The organism is Companilactobacillus kimchii DSM 13961 = JCM 10707 (assembly GCF_001435445.1).
Classification (GTDB): Bacteria; Bacillota; Bacilli; order Lactobacillales; family Lactobacillaceae; genus Companilactobacillus; species Companilactobacillus kimchii.
Map to the genome: position 1 here is coordinate 240603 of NZ_AZDH01000027.1, position 23452 is coordinate 264054.

Annotated in this window: 25 protein-coding genes, 1 tRNA gene and 1 pseudogene; all 27 read right to left on the bottom strand. The window is 35.9% G+C overall.

All coding sequences use genetic code 11. The features are described 5' to 3' along the window. The 27 genes and pseudogenes from FC97_RS12670 to FC97_RS12795 all read right to left on the bottom strand — a co-directional run bounded on the left by FC97_RS12670 (position 1) and on the right by FC97_RS12795 (position 23441). A complete protein-coding gene (locus FC97_RS12670) occupies positions 1-369 on the bottom strand; it encodes a hypothetical protein (protein ID WP_054642028.1) in 369 nt (122 codons plus the stop codon). Positions 370-415: 46 nt separating this feature from the next. Then, positions 416-556 carry an XkdX family protein gene (locus FC97_RS13450; protein ID WP_143442740.1) on the bottom strand — a complete coding sequence of 47 codons (141 nt, stop codon included), beginning with the start codon at positions 554-556 and terminating at the stop codon, positions 416-418. A 65-nt stretch (positions 557-621) separates the two neighbouring features. Further along, positions 622-903, bottom strand: a complete 282-nt coding sequence (locus FC97_RS12675) for a flagellar hook assembly protein FlgD (protein WP_054642029.1) — start codon at positions 901-903, stop codon at positions 622-624. A gap of 30 nt (positions 904-933) precedes the next feature. After that, positions 934-1413, bottom strand: coding sequence for a hypothetical protein (locus FC97_RS12680; RefSeq protein WP_054642030.1), 480 nt, complete (start codon positions 1411-1413; stop codon positions 934-936). Positions 1414-1424: 11 nt separating this feature from the next. After that, a complete protein-coding gene (locus FC97_RS12685; protein WP_054642031.1) occupies positions 1425-2672 on the bottom strand; it encodes a hypothetical protein in 1248 nt (415 codons plus the stop codon). Further along, positions 2672-3451: a BppU family phage baseplate upper protein gene (locus FC97_RS12690; protein ID WP_054642032.1), complete on the bottom strand. Its 780-nt coding sequence runs from the start codon at positions 3449-3451 to the stop codon at positions 2672-2674. Before FC97_RS12690 ends, FC97_RS12685 begins: the two co-directional genes overlap by 1 nt. Before the next feature lie 15 nt (positions 3452-3466). After that, positions 3467-4027 carry an LXG domain-containing protein gene (locus FC97_RS12695; protein WP_054642033.1) on the bottom strand — a complete coding sequence of 187 codons (561 nt, stop codon included), beginning with the start codon at positions 4025-4027 and terminating at the stop codon, positions 3467-3469. 4 nt (positions 4028-4031) lie between these two features. Continuing rightward, on the bottom strand, positions 4032-4367 hold the full coding sequence (locus FC97_RS12700; protein ID WP_054642034.1) for a hypothetical protein: 336 nt from the start codon (positions 4365-4367) through the stop codon (positions 4032-4034). Next, positions 4367-6562 (bottom strand): prophage endopeptidase tail family protein, encoded by a 2196-nt coding sequence (locus FC97_RS12705; protein WP_054642035.1) that lies wholly within the window; start codon positions 6560-6562, stop codon positions 4367-4369. Before FC97_RS12705 ends, FC97_RS12700 begins: the two co-directional genes overlap by 1 nt. Then, positions 6559-7416 carry a phage tail domain-containing protein gene (locus tag FC97_RS12710; protein ID WP_054642036.1) on the bottom strand — a complete coding sequence of 286 codons (858 nt, stop codon included), beginning with the start codon at positions 7414-7416 and terminating at the stop codon, positions 6559-6561. Before FC97_RS12710 ends, FC97_RS12705 begins: the two co-directional genes overlap by 4 nt. Next, positions 7409-11365: pseudogene (locus FC97_RS12715) on the bottom strand (phage tail tape measure protein); the annotation flags it as partial. The gene FC97_RS12710 and the pseudogene FC97_RS12715, both read right to left, overlap by 8 nt. Before the next feature lie 326 nt (positions 11366-11691). Continuing rightward, positions 11692-13062, bottom strand: coding sequence for a phage tail tape measure protein (locus tag FC97_RS12720; RefSeq protein ID WP_054642038.1), 1371 nt, complete (start codon positions 13060-13062; stop codon positions 11692-11694). Positions 13063-13068: 6 nt separating this feature from the next. Then, entirely contained in the window at positions 13069-13245 is a 177-nt protein-coding gene (locus FC97_RS13455) for a hypothetical protein (RefSeq protein ID WP_156314048.1), read from the bottom strand. Between the two features lie 47 nt (positions 13246-13292). Further along, on the bottom strand, positions 13293-13706 hold the full coding sequence (locus FC97_RS12725; RefSeq protein ID WP_054642039.1) for a phage tail tube assembly chaperone: 414 nt from the start codon (positions 13704-13706) through the stop codon (positions 13293-13295). A gap of 29 nt (positions 13707-13735) precedes the next feature. After that, positions 13736-14365, bottom strand: coding sequence for a major tail protein (locus FC97_RS12730; RefSeq protein ID WP_054642040.1), 630 nt, complete (start codon positions 14363-14365; stop codon positions 13736-13738). Then, positions 14366-14731, bottom strand: a complete 366-nt coding sequence (locus FC97_RS12735; protein WP_054642041.1) for a DUF806 family protein — start codon at positions 14729-14731, stop codon at positions 14366-14368. Position 14732: 1 nt separating this feature from the next. After that, on the bottom strand, positions 14733-15167 hold the full coding sequence (locus FC97_RS12740; protein WP_056968340.1) for an HK97 gp10 family phage protein: 435 nt from the start codon (positions 15165-15167) through the stop codon (positions 14733-14735). Next, positions 15154-15507, bottom strand: coding sequence for a phage head completion protein (locus tag FC97_RS12745; RefSeq protein ID WP_054642043.1), 354 nt, complete (start codon positions 15505-15507; stop codon positions 15154-15156). Before FC97_RS12745 ends, FC97_RS12740 begins: the two co-directional genes overlap by 14 nt. Continuing rightward, positions 15485-15838 carry a head-tail connector protein gene (locus tag FC97_RS12750; RefSeq protein ID WP_054642044.1) on the bottom strand — a complete coding sequence of 118 codons (354 nt, stop codon included), beginning with the start codon at positions 15836-15838 and terminating at the stop codon, positions 15485-15487. Before FC97_RS12750 ends, FC97_RS12745 begins: the two co-directional genes overlap by 23 nt. A gap of 2 nt (positions 15839-15840) precedes the next feature. Continuing rightward, positions 15841-17076, bottom strand: coding sequence for a phage major capsid protein (locus FC97_RS12755; protein WP_054642045.1), 1236 nt, complete (start codon positions 17074-17076; stop codon positions 15841-15843). Beyond that, positions 17045-17671: an HK97 family phage prohead protease gene (locus FC97_RS12760; RefSeq protein WP_054642046.1), complete on the bottom strand. Its 627-nt coding sequence runs from the start codon at positions 17669-17671 to the stop codon at positions 17045-17047. The genes FC97_RS12755 and FC97_RS12760 overlap by 32 nt, the downstream gene beginning before the upstream one ends. Further along, positions 17634-18839 carry a phage portal protein gene (locus FC97_RS12765; protein ID WP_054642047.1) on the bottom strand — a complete coding sequence of 402 codons (1206 nt, stop codon included), beginning with the start codon at positions 18837-18839 and terminating at the stop codon, positions 17634-17636. The genes FC97_RS12760 and FC97_RS12765 overlap by 38 nt, the downstream gene beginning before the upstream one ends. Before the next feature lie 235 nt (positions 18840-19074). Then, complete coding sequence (locus tag FC97_RS12775) at positions 19075-20949, bottom strand: terminase large subunit (protein ID WP_054642049.1); 1875 nt, start codon at positions 20947-20949, stop codon at positions 19075-19077. A gap of 3 nt (positions 20950-20952) precedes the next feature. Continuing rightward, a complete protein-coding gene (locus FC97_RS12780; RefSeq protein ID WP_054642050.1) occupies positions 20953-21441 on the bottom strand; it encodes a phage terminase small subunit P27 family in 489 nt (162 codons plus the stop codon). A 96-nt stretch (positions 21442-21537) separates the two neighbouring features. Then, positions 21538-22005, bottom strand: coding sequence for an HNH endonuclease (locus FC97_RS12785; protein WP_162200754.1), 468 nt, complete (start codon positions 22003-22005; stop codon positions 21538-21540). 541 nt (positions 22006-22546) lie between these two features. Next, positions 22547-22617 (bottom strand) — tRNA-Gln (locus tag FC97_RS12790). Positions 22618-22991: 374 nt separating this feature from the next. Continuing rightward, on the bottom strand, positions 22992-23441 hold the full coding sequence (locus FC97_RS12795; protein WP_082397461.1) for a hypothetical protein: 450 nt from the start codon (positions 23439-23441) through the stop codon (positions 22992-22994). Positions 23442-23452 lie beyond the last annotated feature (11 nt).

The following is a 23452-nucleotide window of genomic DNA, read 5'->3' on the forward strand; positions in this document are numbered from 1 at the left end:
TTAGTTCCTCCTTGTATTATTTTTTTGATTATAATTAGGTGTTTTTACTTCGGTTAGATCATCGCTTATAGTGCTTTTCACTGAAGTATCATATCCACCAAGTGATCCCTTTACTCCAGCATATAAACCGGAAGTGAATCCGCCTACCAATAATCCAGCAATTGCAGCTCTTCCTATATCTTCATGAAAAATAAGTGCAACTAATATGCCAACAATTATTCCAAAGATCATCGATACGAATGGTAAATATTTGTTTTCTAAAGGCGTCGCTACCTTAGTCAAGGCAGTAAATCCCATAGAACAGATAAGAATCAAAACCGTTAATCCCGCATTGTCTATTAAATTTAAACTTTTAATTATTTCCATCATATTTAACCTTCTTATTGTCTTCCTCAAAAAAAGACTAGCCAAATGGCTAGCCTTCTTTGTTTTCTTGATATTCTTGTCCAGTAATGTACTTATAATCATCAGTTGAAATGATAATAGGAACATACTCCACAATGTCACTTGCTTTAATTGTTCCCCATCCAAATTCAATTTTCAATGCTTCTATCATTTTAATTCCTCCTTAAAATTATTCCAGCCACCACCACTACCGGTAAGGGAGCATGCTTTAATTGACTACTTAGCTGTAACGTTTGCTCCATCAGTTGTAGCTGTGGATGTCACATCTGCTGGTGCTTCAGGTGCTGGTGTTAGAACTGTCCAGCCTTTTACATCAACTTTTTCTGATTCGAGACCTGTAACCGAATCCTTAAAAGTGACTTTATAATCGCCATCAGCAACTACTGTACCTGCTGCTAGTCCTGTAACAGCAACACTAGCTACACCGACTTCACTTTCGCCAATTTTGTTTCCTGTCTTGTCATAAACTACTTCAATATCTTTTGAGCGATCTGCCATACTTAAATACTTCCTTTTTTTATTTTTATCCTACTTAGCTGTAATTACTGCTCCATCATTAGTAGCTGTAGATGTTACATCTGTTGGTGCTTCTGGAGCTGGATCAACTCCATTTGCTTTATCCAGCTTGATAGTTAAATCTGCTACTTTTTTGGTCAATTCTGTGATTGCCATTTGTGATGTCAACTTATCTTGGATAGCTTGCTTAGTCACAGACGTAACAGCTTGCTGGATTTGATCATTCATTAATTGATCTTTTAATTGGCTCTTAGTTAAAGTAACCAATAACGCTTTGGCTTCTTCATCGGGAGTTAAGCCTGTTGAAATGTGAACTAATTTATTATCAGATTCTCTGACCGTCCAATTAGAGCTTTCATCTATTGAAAAGGCTGGATCACTATCCACTAGTGTCCAACCTTCAATTTCAGATTGTCGTTCTGCTCCTGATTCTGGTGAACTATAAATTCCTATGATATTTCTATCAGAATCTAGTTGAATTGCTATCTTCATTTTTTTGCCTCCTAATCTTTATATGTCATAACTTTTGAAATATTAAAAACAGAATTTAATTTATCTCCATCAGAACTTTTTAAAACGAAAGACACGTTAGTTTCAATAGCCGAATTATTTAGAATCTTACATGTAGCGTTTTGAATGCTATCAATTGTTGGATATACAAGAGGAACATAACTGGTTACATAGTAATATTCAAATGTAACCTTTTGACCAATCAAGTTATTTAATTGACTAGTTATATCAACTACATTATTTATAATTAAATCCTGCTTTTTCAATTTTATAGCTGGTAAAGTTACCGATAGATTTATTCTGTAATTAGTAAATCCTGATCTCCAGAAATCATGAGTACTAGAATTACCACTCGATGCTATATATTGATCTAATGCTAAATTTAGTCCATCCATAGTATTTTCATAAAATTCTGATGGTCCAACTAAAGCTATCTTTCCACTTGTTGAACCAGTAAAAAGATTTACTGATGGTGGTAACTGAGCAACTGCTGGCTGTGTTGAGAATGTAGCAATTGTATCAACCACAAATTGGTAATTAGCTCCAGTAGCACCAGCAGAATTTCCATCGTTGTCATACCCAGCAGTATGATCAATCGTCATAGTTTTATCTGCATTGAACGTGAATGAAATGGTAGGGGCTTTTACATTTTTACCACTTATATTTTCACCAATACCGGCAATTTGAACTGTAATCTTTTGTCCAACAGGTAAACTAGCAGTTTGGATATACAAAGGATATGGCGAGGTAGTTGTGAAATGTCCATCTTTAACCGCATTATAAGGATCATAATTGATTGGAATACTAGTAACTGCTCCTAATGTGCCGTTTGTCATTGTTGTTTTTTGGATATGTCCTAGAATAGTAATTCCATCAAATTGACCAAAAATCTTCGTTCCTGGATCATCTGCAAAGGTAATTTTATTGGATTGGGTAGGGTCATCAGTACCTGCCCATTCCAGATTTCTCTGTGTGATTTCGCCATCTGCTAATGAACCGGCATAATAATCAGCACCGGCTGCTGGGTGATTTGAATCAGTTCCACCACCGGTATTGCCACCAGTGCTGCCACCAGTATTGTTTGATGAGGAGCCAAACCATTTTGATTCTAGAGAAATATAATTAGTACCTAAATCTGTTCTAGCAGTATGTGTTGTATTCCCTTTGTCATCAATTATTTTAATTCCGACAGGCATCATGTTACTGCGATTTCTTGCCTCATTATCAATCACATTTACCATTAATTTGCCTCCAATTCTGATAATATATATTGCCAATGCTTTTCAATGTCAGGATCAACTTGACCAATATCAAAATCACTATTTAAAGCTGTTTGAATGGCCTTAGTAAAATCGTTGTTCTTGATAGCCTCTTCAATAACGGACATACGGCCGTTGTAGTCAGATAACTTTGCCAAAACAATATCATCTAAGTTTTGAATGTTATTCATAACTAAATCTGTATATGACTTTTGAAGCTGCCCTAACTCATATAGAGCTCTTTCACCCTCACCCCAATATTCTTTATGAGGGAGTTCATCAGGATAATAATTACTATCTTCTAAAATTCGCACATTGAAAAATAAAGTTTTAACAACATTTAAATTCTTATCTCTAAATTTGAAATAGGCGTTTCGATAATTTCCTGCATGAATAGTTGCCTCTTTTGGTAATGAAAAACTAATCAAACCTGTGGTTGGATCTTTGGAATCAAAATTATTATCAGTTGTAATCGGAATACCCGCTGAATCTGTTCCAACGAATTCTCCGTGCCAGCCTGTTAGATCCAATTTATTACCGTAATTCAACATCTGAACATCAACGGTACCCAAACCACCTTCGCCTTGTTTAGCTAGAAGAATCGGCATAACCCGTTTTGTAATCTGTCGCATATAAACACTTTGAGGATTGTTCATGCTGTTTTCGTCAGATGAATCTAATCTGTCTAAATAAAATGCTTCTTCTTTACCAATATCAAAAATCATAATTTGAGGAATTGGTAAATCTGTCGTTACATCCATATAATTATTTCCTTTCTAAAATACTCCTGGTTTTTTAATTCCGTTAGAAGTAGGATTTTCATTTTTTAAATGATCTATTTGTGACTGCAAAATACGTACTTCGTTATCAATTTCATCTTTTTTATAGTATTGATCGGAAAACTTACTTAAAAATTCCGCCGTTTTAGCAGAAATAATTGTTTCAACAAACCCTTTAAAGTCGCTTAACGTATCTTTAAGCTTTGCAAAAAAATTTCTTTGATCAGTTTCATATTCATATAGTGAATTGATGGATTTTTGAATCTGATCATTATTGCTTTTTAAGCTATCTTTAAAATTGCTATCAATAACACCATTCCATTCATCTAAATCAACGTTGTGCCAATAATTAGGTAAGTCAGGAACTGGTGGAAATACTGTTTCATCTGTCACAGCTTTAAAGTTGTATACTTCTGAATCGGTAGTACCGTCAGAATTTTGCTTTGAAATAATTACTTTCTCACCATTATCAAAGCTTAAAACTGCTGTCTTTCCATCTTTAGACTGCATACTCAAGCCTGGAAACTCTGATTTAACTACTCCGTCTGGTAAGTACAATTGATCACGCCCTTTCTTTTAATACAGACATTTCACCGTCTGTAATTTCGTAATAATTATTTGTTGTAATAATTTCTACAATTCCATTTTTTGAATCTATAAATGTTGCCCGTAGGTATCCTTTTGGGATATTTGCGGGTTTATTTAATGTATTTTCGTCAAAATAAAAAGGACCCGAAGTATTAATTAACTTCATGTCCTTGACGTATGTTGCATAAGTATTATTTTGATTCATTAATTCTTTAATATGATTATCCAAACCAACCACGGCTAAATAATGCGTTTGCGGGTAATAATATCTACCGGTTATTGGATCAGGAATTCTACGTATATCTTCCACTATACCTCGCCTACTTTCTGTGTAATAAATGGACTCGCAATAATTCCATTTGAGATTGAATCAATTCCATTGTATCTAGCGTTAGCTAAAGAACTTTGAACTGATAACTCATAATCTGATAATGTTTGGGCTGTGTTATTTAATGTAACCTCATAGGTATTTGAATAACTTAGTGGATTGTATTTAATACTTACGACCGTGACCCAAGTAGTAAAATTCTCTGGTTCTATATCACAATAAACCATATCTCCAATGTAAAAAGTATCTTTGCCTGAATAAGTCATTGTAATGTCCACAGTTGGTTCTGTCTTCATTTGAGATAGTGCATATTTTCTCATTTCTTCGGAATCTTCAATGTCATTATTAGTTATTGCCGGGCCGGGTCTTTCGCCCCACTCTTGTATTGATTTTTCATCTCGAATTATAAAAGGATGAAAGTAATCGGTAGAATGGTCATCTTCTGCATTATCATCATCTGACTTCTTAACTTCCGTTGGTTCAACATCTGTATCACCAGTAAATACGAAATTATCGGCACATACCCACTCATTAGTTGCTACACGATACCATGTCTTACCGTTAGCTCCATCAGTAATCTCACCGTCTATTTTCCATTGTGTTCCGTTAGCAAGCTTTCTACCCACTTCATGCTGTGGAGTCCAAGGTGAATCGTAAACGATCGATTCAGTAGGCGTTACTTCTGATGGACTTACATCGGGTTTACCTGAAAAATCTAATTGATCTTGCATTACCCATTCGTTAGTACCTATCTGGTACCAAGATTTACCTTGAGCACCATCGGAGACTGAGGCATTAATTATCCATTGAGTACCTGGTGCTAGTGTTCTACCCGTTTTGTTTTGAGGAGTGAACGGTGAATCGTAAACATAAACGATTGATGCACCATCACTGCTAGAATCAGCTTCAGGCGTCTTAACAGTGCCTTGACCACTTGATGGTGTAATAGTGTGATCTTCTGGTTTCACACTTCCATCTTTATCGAAATTAATATATTGTGAGTCAACCCACTGATTAGTAGCTACTTCGTAATATGTAACATCATTAATAACTTTTTTATTATGAATCGCCCATGTTGACCCATTGGCCAAGTGGTTAACTATTGAATCAGGTTTCAATGGATCACTTAACACAGGTGCACCACCTGAAACCATTGTATTGACTGTACCAATAGCATTTCCTACTGGTAGAACTTTGCCACTAGAAGTATCTTCCTTTAGTGAGTCTGTGGAAGTCTTAATTGTTCCTTGTCCGGTCACTTGAGTAATAATGTGATTTTCTGGTTGAACATCGCCATTCTTATCAAATACGATGTACTTTTCGTTAACCCAACCATTCGTGCACACTCTATACCATGTTTCACCATTAGCTACTACCTTAGAATCCATTACCCATTTAGTTCCGTTAGGCAAGTTCTGAACTGTGTGAGTAGGCTTATTAGGATCATCCACAACAGGAGCACCATTAGTTTCCATTGTGTTAATAGTTCCAATAGCTGTACCGATTGGTGAGGTAACAGGAGCATTAGTTTTACCGTAAACCCTAGCAATATTTTGAATTTCTGTGGTATCAATGTTAGCTGTGAATGTAGGCGTGTTGTTAATATATCTAAATGACTTATTAACCTTATGCTGCCAATCATTCATAGGAATTAAAGTAATATTTTTGTTATCAGCTACAACAACTAAATTAAATTTTTCAATACAATCATTTACACATTCAAGTCCTGATTTTTCACCATAATCTGTAAACGTTAATTTTTCAGTTGTACCAGAGACTTTCCAAGTAAACCCATGATTACCGAGTTCGTTTTGATCAAAAACAAAACTCATCAAATCGTTGGCTGAAAGTTTCTTAGTACCTTTGATCTTATCGTATTGATAAACATACTGGCAATCAAACCAGACATGTGTGGCTGAAACAGTTCGTTTGAAGTCATACCCCTCATCGTCCTTTTCAGCCTGTTTAATACGATATCTTTGACCATCAAATACAATGTAATTTTCATTTTGCAATAATTGATAGCCTATAGAATTATCATTAATCGCTGTGAAATCTATTTGATTGGTCTTATTCATTTCTTCTGAATTGCTCAATGATCCTCTATCAATGCAAGTAAGAGTTTCATCATACTTGCCTTCTCTATCTTGAACTCTATATTTTTTAAAATTGATCATAGATATATAAAAGGAAAGTCAAATGTGACAGTGCCACTAAAGCCTGCCAAATTAAAGCTATTCCATCCTTTCTTTAAATTGATATGACCGTGATTGGTTTCTATTTCACAAGAATCACCATTAAGTAAAGGGTGCACACCTTTTAAAACTAGAGAATCATTTGAAGAAATATTTGAGTTCATAGAGAAAACATCTTGGGTGGTTATATTAGTCAAGCTAGGACTACCTGAACCTTTAAAAATAATATTTAATTCGTGATTCTGTTCATAAGGTTGAATATCGAAATCGGACGGATTAAATATTTTAAAGGTTCCTTGAGAGTGAGTGTAATTCAAATCAGTTGTTGAAAGATTTAAATTATTAGAAATCAAATCTTCCTCACTTGGATCAATTGGAAAATCCGTTGATCTAGCCACTGAATACATATAAGCACTAGGAATATCAAACTCTACTGAAAAAGTTTTATCGTAAAATCCAACATCTGTATAAGAGAATGGCTTAGGTATTCCATAAAAGCAACGACCAATATCGTAACTTTGACGAACTCTCACTAAGCCTCGATTGAAGAACTTATTATAAAATTCATGGAATCGACTTTCTAAATCAATTCCATCATCAACTCTTAGCAAAAAGTCGGCTTTGGCCGTGCGTGAGGTGTACAATACAGGACCCATTTGAGTTTGTCCGTCTACACCTGCATTAGTCTTTAGATTAGGAGCCGTCTGTGGTGAACCTACTATAAGTCTAGTAAATATCAAATCATGATAATTACTAATCTCAAATTCATTTTGTCCATCGGATTTAATTAATAATGAGTTCTGTCTGTAATGTCCATCTGATAATCTTTTAGGCAAACGCTGTACCTCCCTTTCCTTGGAACTTAGTCATCTTTCGATTAGATAAGCCAATTTTATCTAAAGCATTTGAAATGTCGTTTAATGATGTGCCACCATTTGAAACATCAGAAGCCATTGAACCGTCAGCAATCTTGCTTAGCAATTTAACCATGATTTGGGTCATCATCAATTGTTGTTGTTGATTGCTTTCAACTCTGGTCGTATCAATCGAGACTGATGTATTAGTATCATCGGGACCACCTATAGTGTCTTTGGCCTTTTGTAAAATTTGAACTGCTCTCATTTTGTTATTTAGTGGAATCATAACTTCGGGACCAGCCTCACCACCAATAATACTTGTTGGTTTATTAATAAAACCACCATCATACATTAGTCTTGGACCAGAAGGTCCACTAGCTGAACCACGCCATTCACCATACTTTCCGTTGTAGCCCATACCCATATCAGAACGCCATGTAGCATCGTTAAATAACGCAATCAACTGATCCAATGGATTGTGGATATTAGTATGTCCTGGCATAGCGTAGTTTAAGAAGGTTGGTAGGATATATTGAAGGATACCAGTTGATGGTGTACCAGCTTTTGCATTGCTGTCCCAGTTATTAGTAACGTTAGGATCACCACCTGATTCATTGGCGATGATACGTTCAATCATGTCCACATTGAAGTCCGTAATTTGTTGGTGCATATAAGCAGCAGCCGCTTTAATCATTGGACCATATGCTTTAGCTGGTCTAGCACCACCAGCTCCACTAAAGTCCATATCTGCTAATGTTTTCTTAAATGGCTCTGCAATAGCCTTTAGGAAACCATTTGAAATAGCATTTCCGAAACGACTAATAAACTCATTTCCACTAAAGCTAGCCTTCTCAAAGTAAGGTTTCTTTAAAAATGGAACTGGGTCTTTTTTTAATTCATCTAAATGTTCAAAGACATAATCAGTCATATCTTCGGAAGTTTTATTTGTATCTCCCTTACCATTTGCATGGTGTGGAAGGTTAGCTACCATTCCCATAAATTGCTCTGATAAATGATGCGGAAGGATTGCTGTATCAGCGCCTAAATAGCGAACTTCTTCGCCTTTTAAACCAACTGGATAAATTCCATTAGCTTTGTCATAAGCAAGCTCATATCCTTGCTCACCAACAACAGCTAAATTACCACCAGGAGTACCAGCAGTACCAACAGCATATTTAGCCATGTTTAATGACTTACCACCGAAATCAGTAATGACTGAATTAATTCCGCCAATACCTTTATTAACTTCTGAAATGACCTTACTTAGTGATTTACTTGCAAGGCCAGGTAACGAATTGAAAGCAGTCTTAAATGTGCTTGTAACAGATTTTAACCATGAACTCCATTTCTTTAAATAGTCGCTAGAAAAGCTAGTTTCTTTCTTAGAAATGGCATTCATTTTAGAACTGTAATTACTTACAACTTTGGCTAATGCGTTCTTTTCCTCGGAACCTGTATTAGCCCACACATCTTTCCAGGACTTATCAAAGTTAGTCTTGAATGATTTTAGGGCGTCCACGATATTATCCGTATCAGTCTTGAAATCTTTATCGAAGGTAACATCAGAAGTTGCCTTATTAGCTTCAGCTATTTGAGACCTTAAAACCTTACCAATATTGTTACTATTTAAAGTCTTGGTTAAGTTTTTGATATCTTTATCCAAACTAGCGAATGGATCGGATTTACTATACATTCTAGTAAATTTATTAAGCTCTTGAAAAGCCTTTTGAACATCTCTGATTGGTCTAGCGAATTTAGACCACGTCTTTGTATTGTCCTTAATACTGTGAGATAACTTATCAAACTGACTGTAGAGTCTGTCTTTCTTTAGTTGTTTGTATAAATTACCTAAACGATTAGAAAGTTTAGATTTCTTTAACGTGGCTTCTAAGTTCTTTAAATCTTTATTAAGACTTTCAAATGGATCTTTTTTCATAGACTTAGTGAAAGATGAAAGCTTCTTAAACGCACCAGCTACATTATTAACTGGTTTAGCAAAACTAGTCCATGCCTTAGCATCTTTCTTAATGCTGTCAGACATCTTCTTAAATGTGTCTGCTAACTTATTTTTCTTTAAAGCCTTATCCATCTTATTTAACTGCTGAGTTAAATCATTCTTTTTTAACGTCTTATGCAAAGACACTAAATCTTTATTGAATGCTGAAAATGGATCTTTCTTCATTGATTTAGTAAATGAATTTAAACTCTTAAATGATTTACCAACAGTTTCAATAGGTTTTGCTAATTTGGTCCAACTCTTAGTAGAACCAGAAATTGACTTGTCAATCTTTGATAATTCTTTGGCTGGACTATTTTTCTTAAGATTACTCTTTAAATCTTTAATAGCTTTTTCGTAATCTTTGATAGCTGGCACCATATCTTTAACATTCTTAATATCTGTTTTAGATACATGTGTCGTTGCTACATCCTGAATTGCTTTAGAAGTGGAAGTCTTCTTAGGAGGCTCATTAATACTATCTTTAGCTTTTTTTGCTCTTTTAGCTAAAGCCTCATATTTTTTGGCATCAGCTTCAGCTTTTTTCATTTCTTTAAGATCAGTACCCTGTTCATTAGCAGAAATACCAGGAGTTACCATATTACTCTTAAATCGATTGGCACGTTTCTTAGCTGATGCTGCTAACTGGTCATAATATTTACTTGTGCCTTTTTTAGCTGTCGGATCGTCTGGATGATATAACCATTTTTGAAACGCAGGAGCAGCAGATTTACCAAGTTGATCACCAATAGTAGAACCTAGTAATGCACCAGGTGCTCCACCTAAAACTCCACCAATTCCTGCTCCTAAGGTCGTACCAATGGCTCCACCGATACTTTTTACCTTTTGAGTTTGTGTCTTAGCCTTGATTGCACCCACAATGTCCATACCGGCTAATGCAGCAGTTGCTCCAATGGATAACTTAGTGCCTAGCGATAGTCCAAGTGCTGAACCTTTACTTTCAATTGCTCCACTATCCATTTTTGAAGTAATTCCTTGTGTAAGGTTTTCACCAGTTTTTTCGCCAACTTCACTGGCAGCATTTTGAATTTCTGAGTTCTTAAGTTTCTTACTTAATCCACCAAAAGCATCTGCAACATCATTGATTTTAACTGCAAAATTAGCTACTTTATCAGCTACCCAAATACCAGCTAATAGACCGCCAATAGTTTTGAGAGCTTGTTCATGTTTAGCAATGCCAGACACAAATTGATTCAAAACTTTTAGTGGGTCTTCGGCCTTTTTACCATTGGTATGAACTAAGCCAAAAGCTGTGCCAATAATCTTTAAAGTGCCTGCAAACATATCCCAAGCACCAATAGCAATATCTTTAGTAATTGTTCCTAATGAACCTGTAATACCTTTTAGATCATTCGAATGTTTGCCTAAGTAAGTGAAGAAGTCAGCTACTTTATCAGTTAGATTTCCAACCCATTTGCCAACACCTTTTACAGCGTTTTCAAACTTTTTAGTACCTGCTGCTTTAGCTAGCTTATCACCAATTTCTGTAATGGCTGGCAATGCAGCACTTGAAATAGTCATGGTAATAGCATTGACAGATTGCTTTAATCTATCTAATGCAACTTTACCTGTTTCACTATTCTTTTTAGATAGCTTTCCAACGTAATCATTTTTAGCAGAATCAGCAACCTTTTGATTCAATTCACCAAGTTGCTTAGCATTTTCAGCCAAGATTAAACCGGCTTGTTGACCTGTTGTACCAAATAAATCATGGAAAATATCGGTTTGCTTGTTCTTACCCATGCCTTGCATTTTGTCATGTAATAGACTGAAAATGTCAGTCATGGACTTCATATTACCTTTATTATCGGTAAAGTCTTTTGTACTTAGTCCCAATTCTTGAAGTGCAGAAGCACCTGTCTTAGTTGGCGAGATTAAACTATTAATTGCTTTTCGCAGACCTGTACCAGCCTTGTCTGCTTCTCAATTATGTTATCGTAAAGGCTCTTTATCCTTTACTTCTTATGCTTTCGCATAAGTTCAGACTATATCTCGGTCTCCAACTTTACTTGCTGAGATCTCCCGCCTTCGTGGATATTTCTCCATACAAAAAGAGCACCAATTAAGTGCTCTTTGTTTAGGTTACTTTATCTAGTCGTTACGCCTTCCGAAAGTTTCCTATTCGGCTTGGTTCGGGATCAACATATGATTATCTAAGAATTCATTTACTACTTTTCTAACATTAATCACGTAGTCTTCCCCGAATTAACGGAATTCTTTTTCAAAAGTATTTCTACTTAAGCGGCCAGTTTCCAAAGCCCATTATTACTTAAGATACCCATCGCACTAGAAGTTTCACTTAAACTAAATCCAGCTTGATGAGCAGTTGAGCCAACATACGACATACCAACACCCAAGTCACTAAATCCTGTGGCTGTCATATCGGCTGCATATGCTAAATCATTAACAGCAATCTTAGTATTCTTGATCATTCCTGCTGTGGAATTAGTACGCATACCGAATGCTTCAAGTGTTTGGGATGAAACTTTAACAACATCTTTAAAATCATCACCAGAAGCTACAGAAGCCTGTAATTCAGACTTCATAGCACCCAATGCTTGGTTAGTGTCATATCCACGCTTGATTAAGTCTTCGTATCCATCTGCAATCTCTTGTTGTGACTTACCATACTTTAAAGCATACTTTTGACCGTCTTCTTGCATTCTAGATACGTTCTTAGTAGCTTCCACTACCTTTTCGCCACCAGTTTCAGCCAGGTTAGTAATCTGTTTGTAGCTATTTTCAAGTTCAACAGATTTTTTAGCACCACTAACGAACATAGCAGTAACTGCTGCACCCGCTATACCTGCCGTCATAGCCATATTCTTCATATGACTAATGCTATTCTTTATACTGCTATTCATATTGCCAATAGCGGTTTTAGAAGTAGCGGCTGCTTGTCTGATTCCAGTGAAATGTGTACCCATTCCACCAAGTTCAGAACCTAACTCACGATAGCGAGTACGACTTTTAGCAATTTCAGTACCAAGTTCATTAACACGTTTAGCCTGTGTAGCATATTCCTTAGAGGTTGCACCAGACTCATTTTTAACACGTTCTAGCTCACTTGATTCCTTTGAATACAAAGAGTTGAGTTCTTGAATACGTGTCTTCAGTGCCGTTCTTTCGGTCGCTGATGCCTTAATTTCTTTGCCTTCAGCTTTGTAACGCTCAACAAGTGATTGAGAAATGTTCTTAGCATTTTCCATTGCTTGCTTTTGGTCTTTAATACCAGTCGTATACAAGTCCAAGGTAGATTTGGCACGTTCTTGTTGCATAACCATGTTATTTAATTGACGTGTAGCTGTATTGACCTGATTAGTATATTGACTAAATTTTTGACTACCTTCTGTAGTAGTTCTATCGAGATTACTCATTTCAGACTTTAATCGATTAAGATAATTAGTCTGTCCTTCAATAGCTCGCCCTAATCCTTCGGCCTTTGCTTGATACGCTGATTGATAATCACCGTTAGCACGTTGAACTTGCTCATTAATCTTCCACTCAGACGTTAACGCCTTAACTTGATTTCTTAGAGACTGGAGGGAGCCTTCAGCTTGAATTGAATCAATATGGATACCTGTATTCAGTTCCATATCTTTTGCCATTTATATTTATCCTCCTTTCTCTAAAATTGAGGAAACACCACCCGTTTTTATAAAGTCAGTCAAACTCATTGGGCCAACAGAATTATTAGGGTTATTAGATTCACGTTTATCGTCTAAAATTTCTGCAAGTACAAAAAATGGCTGGGATTCAACTGTTTCTAGGTCCCAACCTGTTTCTTGCATAATTTGTTTTTCGTAATTTAAGAAATCTTGATAGACGGTAAAAGGATCTACTTGCTCCTCTTGTGTGGCTTTTTTGGGTCAATATCCTCATCATCCGAAGTAACACCGTGAGCGATTCGACCTGCCAAAGCACCCGTTTCTGATGTAGTCATGTCGTCAAGCATTGATACTTGCTTAGGATTTAGTTTCAAAATTTCCTTAATAAAATTAACGGGAACATTTTGTAAATCTAATGCAGCCTTAGAAGCTGTATCGAAGCTGTTCATAATTTGCTCAGCAACTTCACGTTCCCCCAAATCTTTAGTTTCAATGTTGTCTGTTTCATCAGCTACAGCCATCATATTTTTGTTCTTATTACTTAAATTTGTGTAATATGCGTAAGAAAGTCTCAAATTTTTGTTACTTTTCTTGACCGTAAAGCGGCGGCCGAACGCATTGATGTATACGAATTCTTTAGACATTGATTAATCTTTCCCTTCTATTTTCCTATTTAAGCAGTTGGTGTACCTGAAACATTTGAAGCAGGAGTGGCACCATCTGTTGTTAGTGGCATACCAAAGATTTTTGTTTCCCACTTGCCTGCATCGTAATTTTTCCCATCCTCTAAGGCTTCAAAGTATGCAAATCCATCAGAATCACGATCAGTAGCACTAAATGTAAGTTGTTCTTGATCATAAACAGTTGTATTTGTGTTCGTCTTTGGAGCAACGGTAGTAAGATGAAATCTTCCTTTAACTAAAGCTAAATGAGCACCAATGCTTTCATCTGTTGCGTCATGTGAAATCATTTCAAACACACAATATGGTGATTCTGTTTTCTTACCAATACCAGAAATACCACCGTCAAAAGTTGTCATTCCTAAAATCTTTTGTCTGATCTCTTGTGGAATTGCGTTAGCAATAAATGCTACTGAAATAGCACCATGTCCCTTAGAACCTGCTTTCCATTCTTGATCAGACCCATAAATAGGTGTGATAGTTGGTGATAAATTTGAAATTGTTGCACTAACTACTGAACCCTTTGTTTTAGGTTCAATTGTAAAAATATTTTCCTTGTCGATTGTTTCGGTGTTATCGGTATAGATACCGATACGTGCTGATTCAAAACCTGATAATGCCATTTAAATGACCTCCGTTTTTTCGTATTTCATTGTTCTAGTCAAAAAGCCCGTATCTGGATCAACGTCCGGATATGAGTCGTATTGATAGAACCAATTTTTTTCTAATTCTTGATTAATGATTGATTCTGTAATATCTGGAATAGTATCTCCACGATAGAAAATCTGTATTTCTATCCTGCTTTCTTTAGTGGTAGAAACATCACTAGCTCGACCTGAGTAGATGCTGTTAATCTCAGATATAAGAATCGTTGTTTCGTCAACTTCTGTGTAATCTTGGGGAATATTTTGGGTAAAAAAATAGGACGGGTTAATTTTCAACTCATCCGCTCGTTTAAGCAAAATATCCTTAACTTTTTTGGTAATCATGCTAGTCTCCTAACATTTCTTTGTATTTTTTAACTTCTGCTGCTAAGACTAGGGCTTTTGTTTCATTTATAGTTCGTTCTTGAAAATGTAGTCCTGGAACATATTTAGTGGTGTGTTCACTGGCACCTTTACCACCATGAGCCATATAGCCGTCATTAAGGATTCTAGCTACATAGCCAGAATGACCAGGAGTGTTCTTGAAGCCTACATAAGTAGCACCATCAGCGCCCTTATATTTAAGACTGATGTCATCTGCTAATTTGATATTTGATCTACGTGTGTGTGGACCCTTATGTAAACTACTGTTCAAATTATTTTCAAGACTCTCTTTATAAACTTCCGCTCCCGCTTTAGTCATAGCTTTCTTTTGACTAGGAGTTAAAGATAAATTAGATAGTTCCCTTTCTAACTTTTCAAGACCCTCAAGAAATTCCAATTTTATCTATTTTCTTTAGAGTTATTAAATCAAAAGAACGTGGTGAATCGTCAAAGTCAGGGGAACTACCAACTAATTGATACAACTGGTCCTTAAAACGTGCGTATTTAACACCTTTTAAACCATCTGACTGATGTCTAATGATTAACACTAAGTCAAAAGTATTCGGCGAACCTAAAAGAGTAATCTGTTGTGTCATCGACATTGTATATATTCCACACCAAAGATTTTTAATTTCTTTAAAATCTGGTCTATTAGTTCCTTGTGGTGTTTCTACGAATCCTGCTTTGCCTAAACTAACTCGATACTTCAATCTACTAGGATTGATGTTCTGAACCATCGGCCTCACGTCTTTCTTTTTCTTTTAAATACTTACCTCGTAATTGAGCAATAATTGAATTACCAGTCATATCAACTGTATTGACACGTCCGGTCATACCAGATGATCTAAAAGTATAATATGAGCTTGCCAAAGCGATTACAGCAATCTCATAAGACTGTTTAACAGAATCAAGCTCATAAAATCCTTTCATAAGCCCGTCATCACTACCAATTGCTCCTTTAATATAACTTTCGGCAGCAGTTAAATTACGATTCAAAATCGTATCGTCTTCTTCGTCAGGATCAAGTCTTAAACTTAATTTCAAGTCGCTTAATAGTGAATCATCCATGATTACTTACCAGCTGCAGTCTGAGTACCAACATTAGAAGCATCAGCAGCAGCAGCGGTTTTATTATCAACTGTTAAGAAATAACCGGCGTTTTCATCAGCCTTAACGATGTCATAACGAGTACCAACTTGAAGGTATTGACCGTAGACAGTATCATCAACCCATCTAGCAGTAATTTGTGCACGATCGGCATAGAAAACGGCACGACTCAAATCGCCAATAAATGCATGAGCATCGCCCTTAGCACCAAATAGATCATCATCAATTTTAAATACTGGAATACCAAAAATAGATGTACCAGAAGCGGACTTAACATCAGTTTGTAATAGGTAACGACCGTTTCCGTCTTTTAAAGTGTCTAGCCATTGATAGAATGAACCTGTTGCAACGATTGAGCGGTTATATGCTTGATCCAAGTCAACGTTGTTAATATGTTTAATATCATCAAGTGTCTTAACAGTTAGTGGTTTAAATGATTCAAAGATTGCTGCAATATCAGCATTAGTTGTATTAATCTTTTGTTCATTAGCGTCATTTACTAGGAATGGAATCAAATCAACAGCTGAATCATCGATGCTTTCTTGTGAAACTGGTTCGGCACCACGTCTGGTTTGAACTTTGTAACTAATTTCTGTGAAATTTGGTTTGGCTAGTTCAGGGTTCTTTTCTAATTCAGCAACTGTATTCAATTTAGCAGTAGCCTTCTTACGGATTGGATATGAACCAGTAGCAGTATTGACAGACTTATGATTTACAAAGCTACCTAAATCCACAACAGTTTTTACTTCATCTTGTGGAATGTAAGAAATTGATGTAGGAATTGTTGGATTAACATCAGCGGATTTAATACCATCTAGTGCATCACGTGTTAATTCTGTTGGAATAATTAAATCTTTGTCCTTACCTTCTGTAAATCGAAGCTTGTCTGAACGAACTGTACCACCAGAATGTAGATAATCATTAATAGCTGAACGCATTTCCTTTAACGGATCTTCATTACGGCTAATCTTTTTACCTTTTCCTTGTTCTGGGAATTTCTTTGAACGATCTTCTTTAACGTCATCCTTTAATTCACCCAATTCATCGGATAAATCATTAAGACTTTGATCTTGTTTGAAACTTCTAGTAAGTTCCTTAATTTCGTTAACCTTTTTGTCCTTGTCTTCTTGTGAATTATCCTTAGAGCGAATAAATTCTTGGGCTTCTTTAATTTGTTTTTGAAGTTCTTCTTTTGTCATATAATTCTGTCTCCATTCTTAAAAGTTCCAATTCATTATTTAGATTGGAATCTTCTTTCTTATTTTTTTTGCTCTCAAATTCTGAAAGAGAGCGGTTTGAAACTGATGTTTCTCTATAAGCTGGCATTGGTGTAATTGATAGCTCAAATAAGTCACCAATCTGCGTAATATGACGTGTAGCGGTGTCTTCATCTAAGTCAGACCAATCATCATCATCAATAGTGAAACCAAAGCTACAGCCTTTTAAATTGCCATTTCTAACATTTTCAGCAACATCATTGCCAAGCGTTGTGTTAGGAATTTGAGCATTAAAAAACAGCCCTCTGTCATCTACTGAAAGTGACAAAGTGCTGCTATCCGCACGTGCTAAAATATTGTCCATATTATGGTTATAAAGCAGTTGTACGTTGCTCATATCCACATCGTCTAATGCTGAACGATCAACGTACTCAATGAATCCGCCTAAGTTTTCACTTGGTTGGTCAAAAACAATTGCATATCCTGACAACGTATTAAAATTATCATCTTCTGAGCGTTTTTCAATCTTAAAATTACTGTTATTGATCGCTCGTTGTTCCACTGTTTTCTTCGTCATCTGTATTATCACCTCCTTTCGGTTTAATAGTGCTGCCTTGAAACGGAACATCACCAGAAACGATGTCCTCTTTAGTCAACAAATCAGAGTTACTACGAATTAAAATCTTTTGAGCGGTCTTATAACCAATAACTCTATCGGTAACAAGTCCTCTAACACGTTTTTCAACTTGTTGCCCGTCAATATCAGAAATGGCATTAACATCATAGTCAATCTCACCATTTAATTTCTGTTTAAATTCTGAAACAACTCCACGAATATAACGCCCAATTGTTTGAGCATATTGGATGGCTACCATTTCAATATTTGAATGTTCTGATTCACTGCCTAAATAATCCTGTGGAACTCCATAAACCTTAGCTATCTGTTCACTGGTCCAATCTGTGGAAGAGAGTAATTTAGAAATATCTTTATTAATCTCTAAGGATTGATAATCCTCCAAGTCATCTAAAACAACGATATGACCATTCTCGGCCTGTTGTTCAAATGCTCTACGAACGCTATCTTTTGTTTCGCCTTCAAGCAATCCGCCTTTATTGATCTTCAAAAGACCAGTAATATTTAGCCCATTCTTCATCGCTCCTAACGCCAAGCCCTTATTAGCATCTTGAAGCTGCATTTCTTTAGATAGAGCACGTAATGGCGAAATACCAATCAAACCACCGTCTAATGAAACGCCTTTTAAATGAATAATTTGACTAGCGGGAACTGACTTCATATCTGGTTCTTCTGTATCAGGAAAATTAATATCATAGGTTAATTGAGTTCCGTCTGCCGACTTATAAATATCTACTTGAGACGGTCTCAAATATTCTAAGTGATCACTTCTACCTGATTTATCGCCCCAGATTAACGCATAGGCGTTACCAGATAGCAACATTTGAGCGTACATTGATCGCCAAAAAGAAAAACTATTAGTTAATTGACTGGGGTTAGTTAAAATCTTGTTTGTGTATTGATTATTAGTTTTAAAATGTACACTAGCCATGTCTTCTGCCAATTTATTTACAACTGCGAATACATCGGAATTTTTTAAAGCATCCCTAGCAGATACAAAATCAGAATTAAAAACAATTTTGTTATCTTTAATTGAATAACCTAATCCTGTATATCCACTGCCCAATGCTGTATAAGGTTCCTTAGACGGTCTTAATGATCTAAATATCATTTATTCACCTCCTTTCTATAGTAGGCGGTTACTTAGTAGGCTTATTCAAAATCAATGAAACAATTATTAAAGTGGCACCCAAAACATAATTACCAATCATCGTTCCAAAGTGGTATGTATTTATATCAACAATTAAAATTGCCAATAAAAAAAGCACTGTGTCTAAATTAATTAGAAGCCAGCGCTTAAAAATATTAAATCTTGCTATTAGATTTTTAACCATTGGTCTCCTTCCTTAAAAACTAAATTTACCTGAATTCAAATATTTTTTAATATCATCATCAGAATATCGAGAGAGTGGATCGTCACGGTCTCGCATATCATTGAAGTAATACATTGCTTGATACATCGCATCAATTAAAGCATCAACCACATCGATCTTTAATGACTGCTTGGACTTTCCAATCTCCATACCAGCTCTGTTCTCACCAACTTCAGCATTCATTAATGCTTTCTTCATAATTTCATCGTCTTCATGAGAAATATTTCTGTGGAAGAAACTATCCTGGATATATTTAATTGATTCAGTCAAAACGTAAGATGTTTGCTTAATAGGCATGATGTTCCAATCAGTCTTATCGTTAAGTGCTTGAGTGAAGTTATTAGTACGTAGAGCGTCATAACCAAAGAATAAAACGTTCAGGTTGTTTTCTTCTACAAAAGTCATAAGCCATGTATAGACTTGATCTAAATTAATCAATCCACGCTCGTTGTTTGTAATCGTACAATAGCCTAATTCAGCAAACTTACGATATTCAATACCGTCTGACTTTTCCTTTGCCGAAATAGAACCCATTAACTTCCACGGAATGAATGAATGCTGCATGATATGGTATCGTTCCATGCCGTTCTCTTTATAAGGAAAGATAAACGTTAGTGAAGTGTTATCAGATGTAAGACTGGCATCAAAGCCGATATATACGTCTCTACCCTTAATATCAAAATCAGTAGTAGAAGTAGTAGCTTCCCAGTCGTCTAAATCAATATAGGAATTGGTTTTGTAATCTAACCACAGATTTAAGTTCTTATTAGCAAATCTAAACTCTTCACCCGACAAGCGCTTATCATCAAGCTCCTGTTTCAAGCCTGACATCAAATTATCATGTTCGCTTGGCAGTAATAGTAAAGGATTACTTTTAGCCCAAGTTTCAGGGTCATTCATTTCATCTTCACTATCTTGCGCCCAAATTAAAACTAATTTACGGTCGCCCTCTTCATGTTCGTCACATTCCATAATTTTAATGATGGAATCTTCTTCCTGCTTAAAAGGAACTGTAGAATCAGGATAGGCAGTAGAAATTTGAGTGAACTGTGAATTAGGGACTTTAACTTGGCCGGATGTAATTTTACTAGTAACAACAGAGTGATTAGTTTCTCCAGCTTCGTCATAGACGGCAAACAAAAAGTGGTAAGAATCAAACTTACCACTCTCTGCTGATAGCTGTAATAACCTATTGTTAGTTTTGCGCTGGATCACTTTGTTATATTGAACATCTAAATCAGTTTGTTTTTTTAATTCATTAAATACAGCATTCTTATCAATGATTTTATTCATCATCGTTGAAATATAACCATAAATCTTTCTTGCCTGATCAGTAATGTTTGAAGTAACCATGAGATCTTGATTATCCAGTCCCATAGTTTCAATTAAATATGAATAGCAAGCAATGATAGACATTAAATAAGTTTTCCCTTGTCCACGAGCGACAGAAATAATAACTGAACCGTAACGTTTATTTCCTGTTTTTATTTCTCGCCAACCGAACATCAAGCAAAGTATAAAATTTTGCCAATCCATTAAAGGAACTGGTTCCCCTGTGTCAACGTTTGGACAAATATCTGCAAAGTTTAAAACCTGCTGGCATTTTTCAACGTCATAATAATAAGGATAGTTATAAGTTGAATCTTCAACACATTGAAGGTCTCGCAATTGTCTATATGCTGCAAGTTTCATATTGTAGCCAGAGATAACTTCCAAATCTAGGACTTTAAAAGCATATTTTGTACCTTCATCTTTATACTTTTCTTTAATATCACTGAAGTCTCTTGATCGGTATTCTTTCAAAAGTTCAAGTGGCCGTTGACTACGTTTTATTTTAGATAAATCCATCAACTAACCTCCAAACTTCTTTAATTCTTTTTGAATGTCAATATTGCCAGAATCATTTCCGTTAACTCCTATACGTTGAGAGTAAGAGTTAAAATCAATTCCCAAAGTCATACCTAAACTTCTTAAAGCCTTTGAACAATTGTCAACGATACCAACGGCTGGGTTCTTTTTGAGATTTCCATTCTCATCCGTGTAAACTTGACCATGTTCTGAAATACTATTGACTGCGTCTAAGTACATAGCATACTGTGTGCAGAATAATTCGAGATTAGTTTGATCTAGAACACTAACCAATCCGACTGATTCTAGTTTTGGAACTAATGTCTTCCACAATTTCTTAGCTTCTGGCATTAAGTAGCCTGGCGCTCTTTTAGGAAGCTTCTTAAGCCCTTTTCTAGCTTGTTTAACAGCTGTTTGCCTAGCCTTTTGTTCTGGATGTCGTGGGTCTACAACAGCTAAATTAGGCTTTCTACCTGCGTTTCTTGGGTTCATACTCTCACCTCCTACGTTAAAAGTTTAATTTTCGGACTTTTTTTAAAGCTCATGCCCACTATGCGAGCTGTCTCCCTAGAGACAGTAGGCGGGGGTCTATTTTGAAAAATTCGGCAATTCCGAAATATCTTTTAACAAAATATCTTTTTGCAATTTTTGATTATTATTTTTGTATCCTGTGTGGTAGAACTTATGTTCCCAATCCGTCTTGCGACTGTGACATCTACGGCAAATTGTGGCTAGGTTTGAAGTGTCGCGAATAAGTTTCGGAGCTACTTGACCAGGTACAATGTGATCAACTGTATTAGCTGGTCGAACAATACCAAAGCGATAACAGTATTGACAAATATAGTTGTCACGCTCAAGTACAGACAACCGAATGTGTTTCCATTCTCTTGAATGATAGAAGCTGTCACGTTGCTTGCGTTCACCATTAGCAGCACGAGCAGTAGCATTGTACTCTTGCTGATGTCTCTTAATGTGTGAGCGTTGCTTTGCTATGCGCTCTTCATATGCTGATAGGTCTGCCATGTGTTCATTACAGAATGGACTGTTACCACTCACTAAGTTATGACAGCCACTATGCTTACAACGTCTAACGAACATAATAGCTTTCCTCCAGAATAAAAGAGACCACATCGTTTGATATGATCTCTAATTAATAGTTTAAACCTATATCGTTCCTCTAAGTGGATATCTGGAATCGAACCAGATTACTAAGTCTTAGAAACAATTTAGTATTCGAAATAAATTAAAAGGAATGTCTACAATTTGGTGTAATAAGCCAAGATTCAAGGGAGGAACTTTTGCTTAGCAGTATCCATACATCCACATAGCATGACCAGCTTTATCATCACTGATCATTGAGGGTTAAACTAAATGTGTGGACCTTGGTTTTAATAGGTGGTCCTTCCTATATTTTTTCCTTTTATTAAAGTGGAGGAATAACCACATGTATCTATAGCCAGGCATGGAATCGAACCATGCACCATCATCGAATTTTAGTGTTACCCTTTGCACCACTGACTACCGTTGTTGTATTTACAAATCAAAAAGAACTAAAAGCTCTTTCTTTTAAATTTTATGATTGCTTTCCGACAATCAATTGTGCAGATAGGAGTTGAACCTATGCTCACAGAGTCAAAGTCTGTTGCCTTACCACTTGGCTACTACACAATGTTGGCTGGAATTAACCAGCCTAATAAATTCTTGAAGGAGTTTATAACACCAATGTTCTATGTGAAAGTAACCGTCTTCCACAATGCAAGAAATAGGTATCGAACCTAACATCAGTCAGAGCAACGATATATTGATTAGTATCGCTATGTATTATTTGATCTCTACTGATCCGCCCATGCGTTCTCACAGAAGCAAGGCGCTTTCCACACGCCTTGCAATGTCGATTAAACAGCGCCACAACGCTATTTAAAAATATAGTTTGAGGGATATAATTTTTGTTTTATTTAGATGACTAGTATTATTCCCAATCATCTATGCTACTAATTTACTACTTTTAAAACCCTAAAAAGTGCCAACATCGTGCCAAATTTCTAAGGTTCATAAATATCTAGTTCATGAGCAAGCTTCAATAGAAAATCACTCTTTAAACGTTTAACGGTTCTAACTGAGCAATTAACAATATGATTGAGTGCCAATCCTTCAACTGTATACTCACGATATTTCTTGAAATATAGCTCTTTAATAATTATTTGTGTATCAGTATCTGACTCAAAAAAGCATTTTTCAATTGCTGATTTTTCACGTTCAAGACTTTTGAGACGACGATCAGCGTCAATCGTAATCATCATTTGTTCTTGTGGTTTAGAAATCTTAGATGACTTACCACCACCTACATTTTCATCAATCTCACGATGTGGAATCATTAACTCCTGTTTGCGGTTCTTAATGTAAGTTTCTAAGTCTGGATAATCTCTTAAGACTGCCTCTACTCTAACACGAATATCAGTCCTAATCTTTATATCTGATCTAATAGTGCTCACCCTTTCCTATT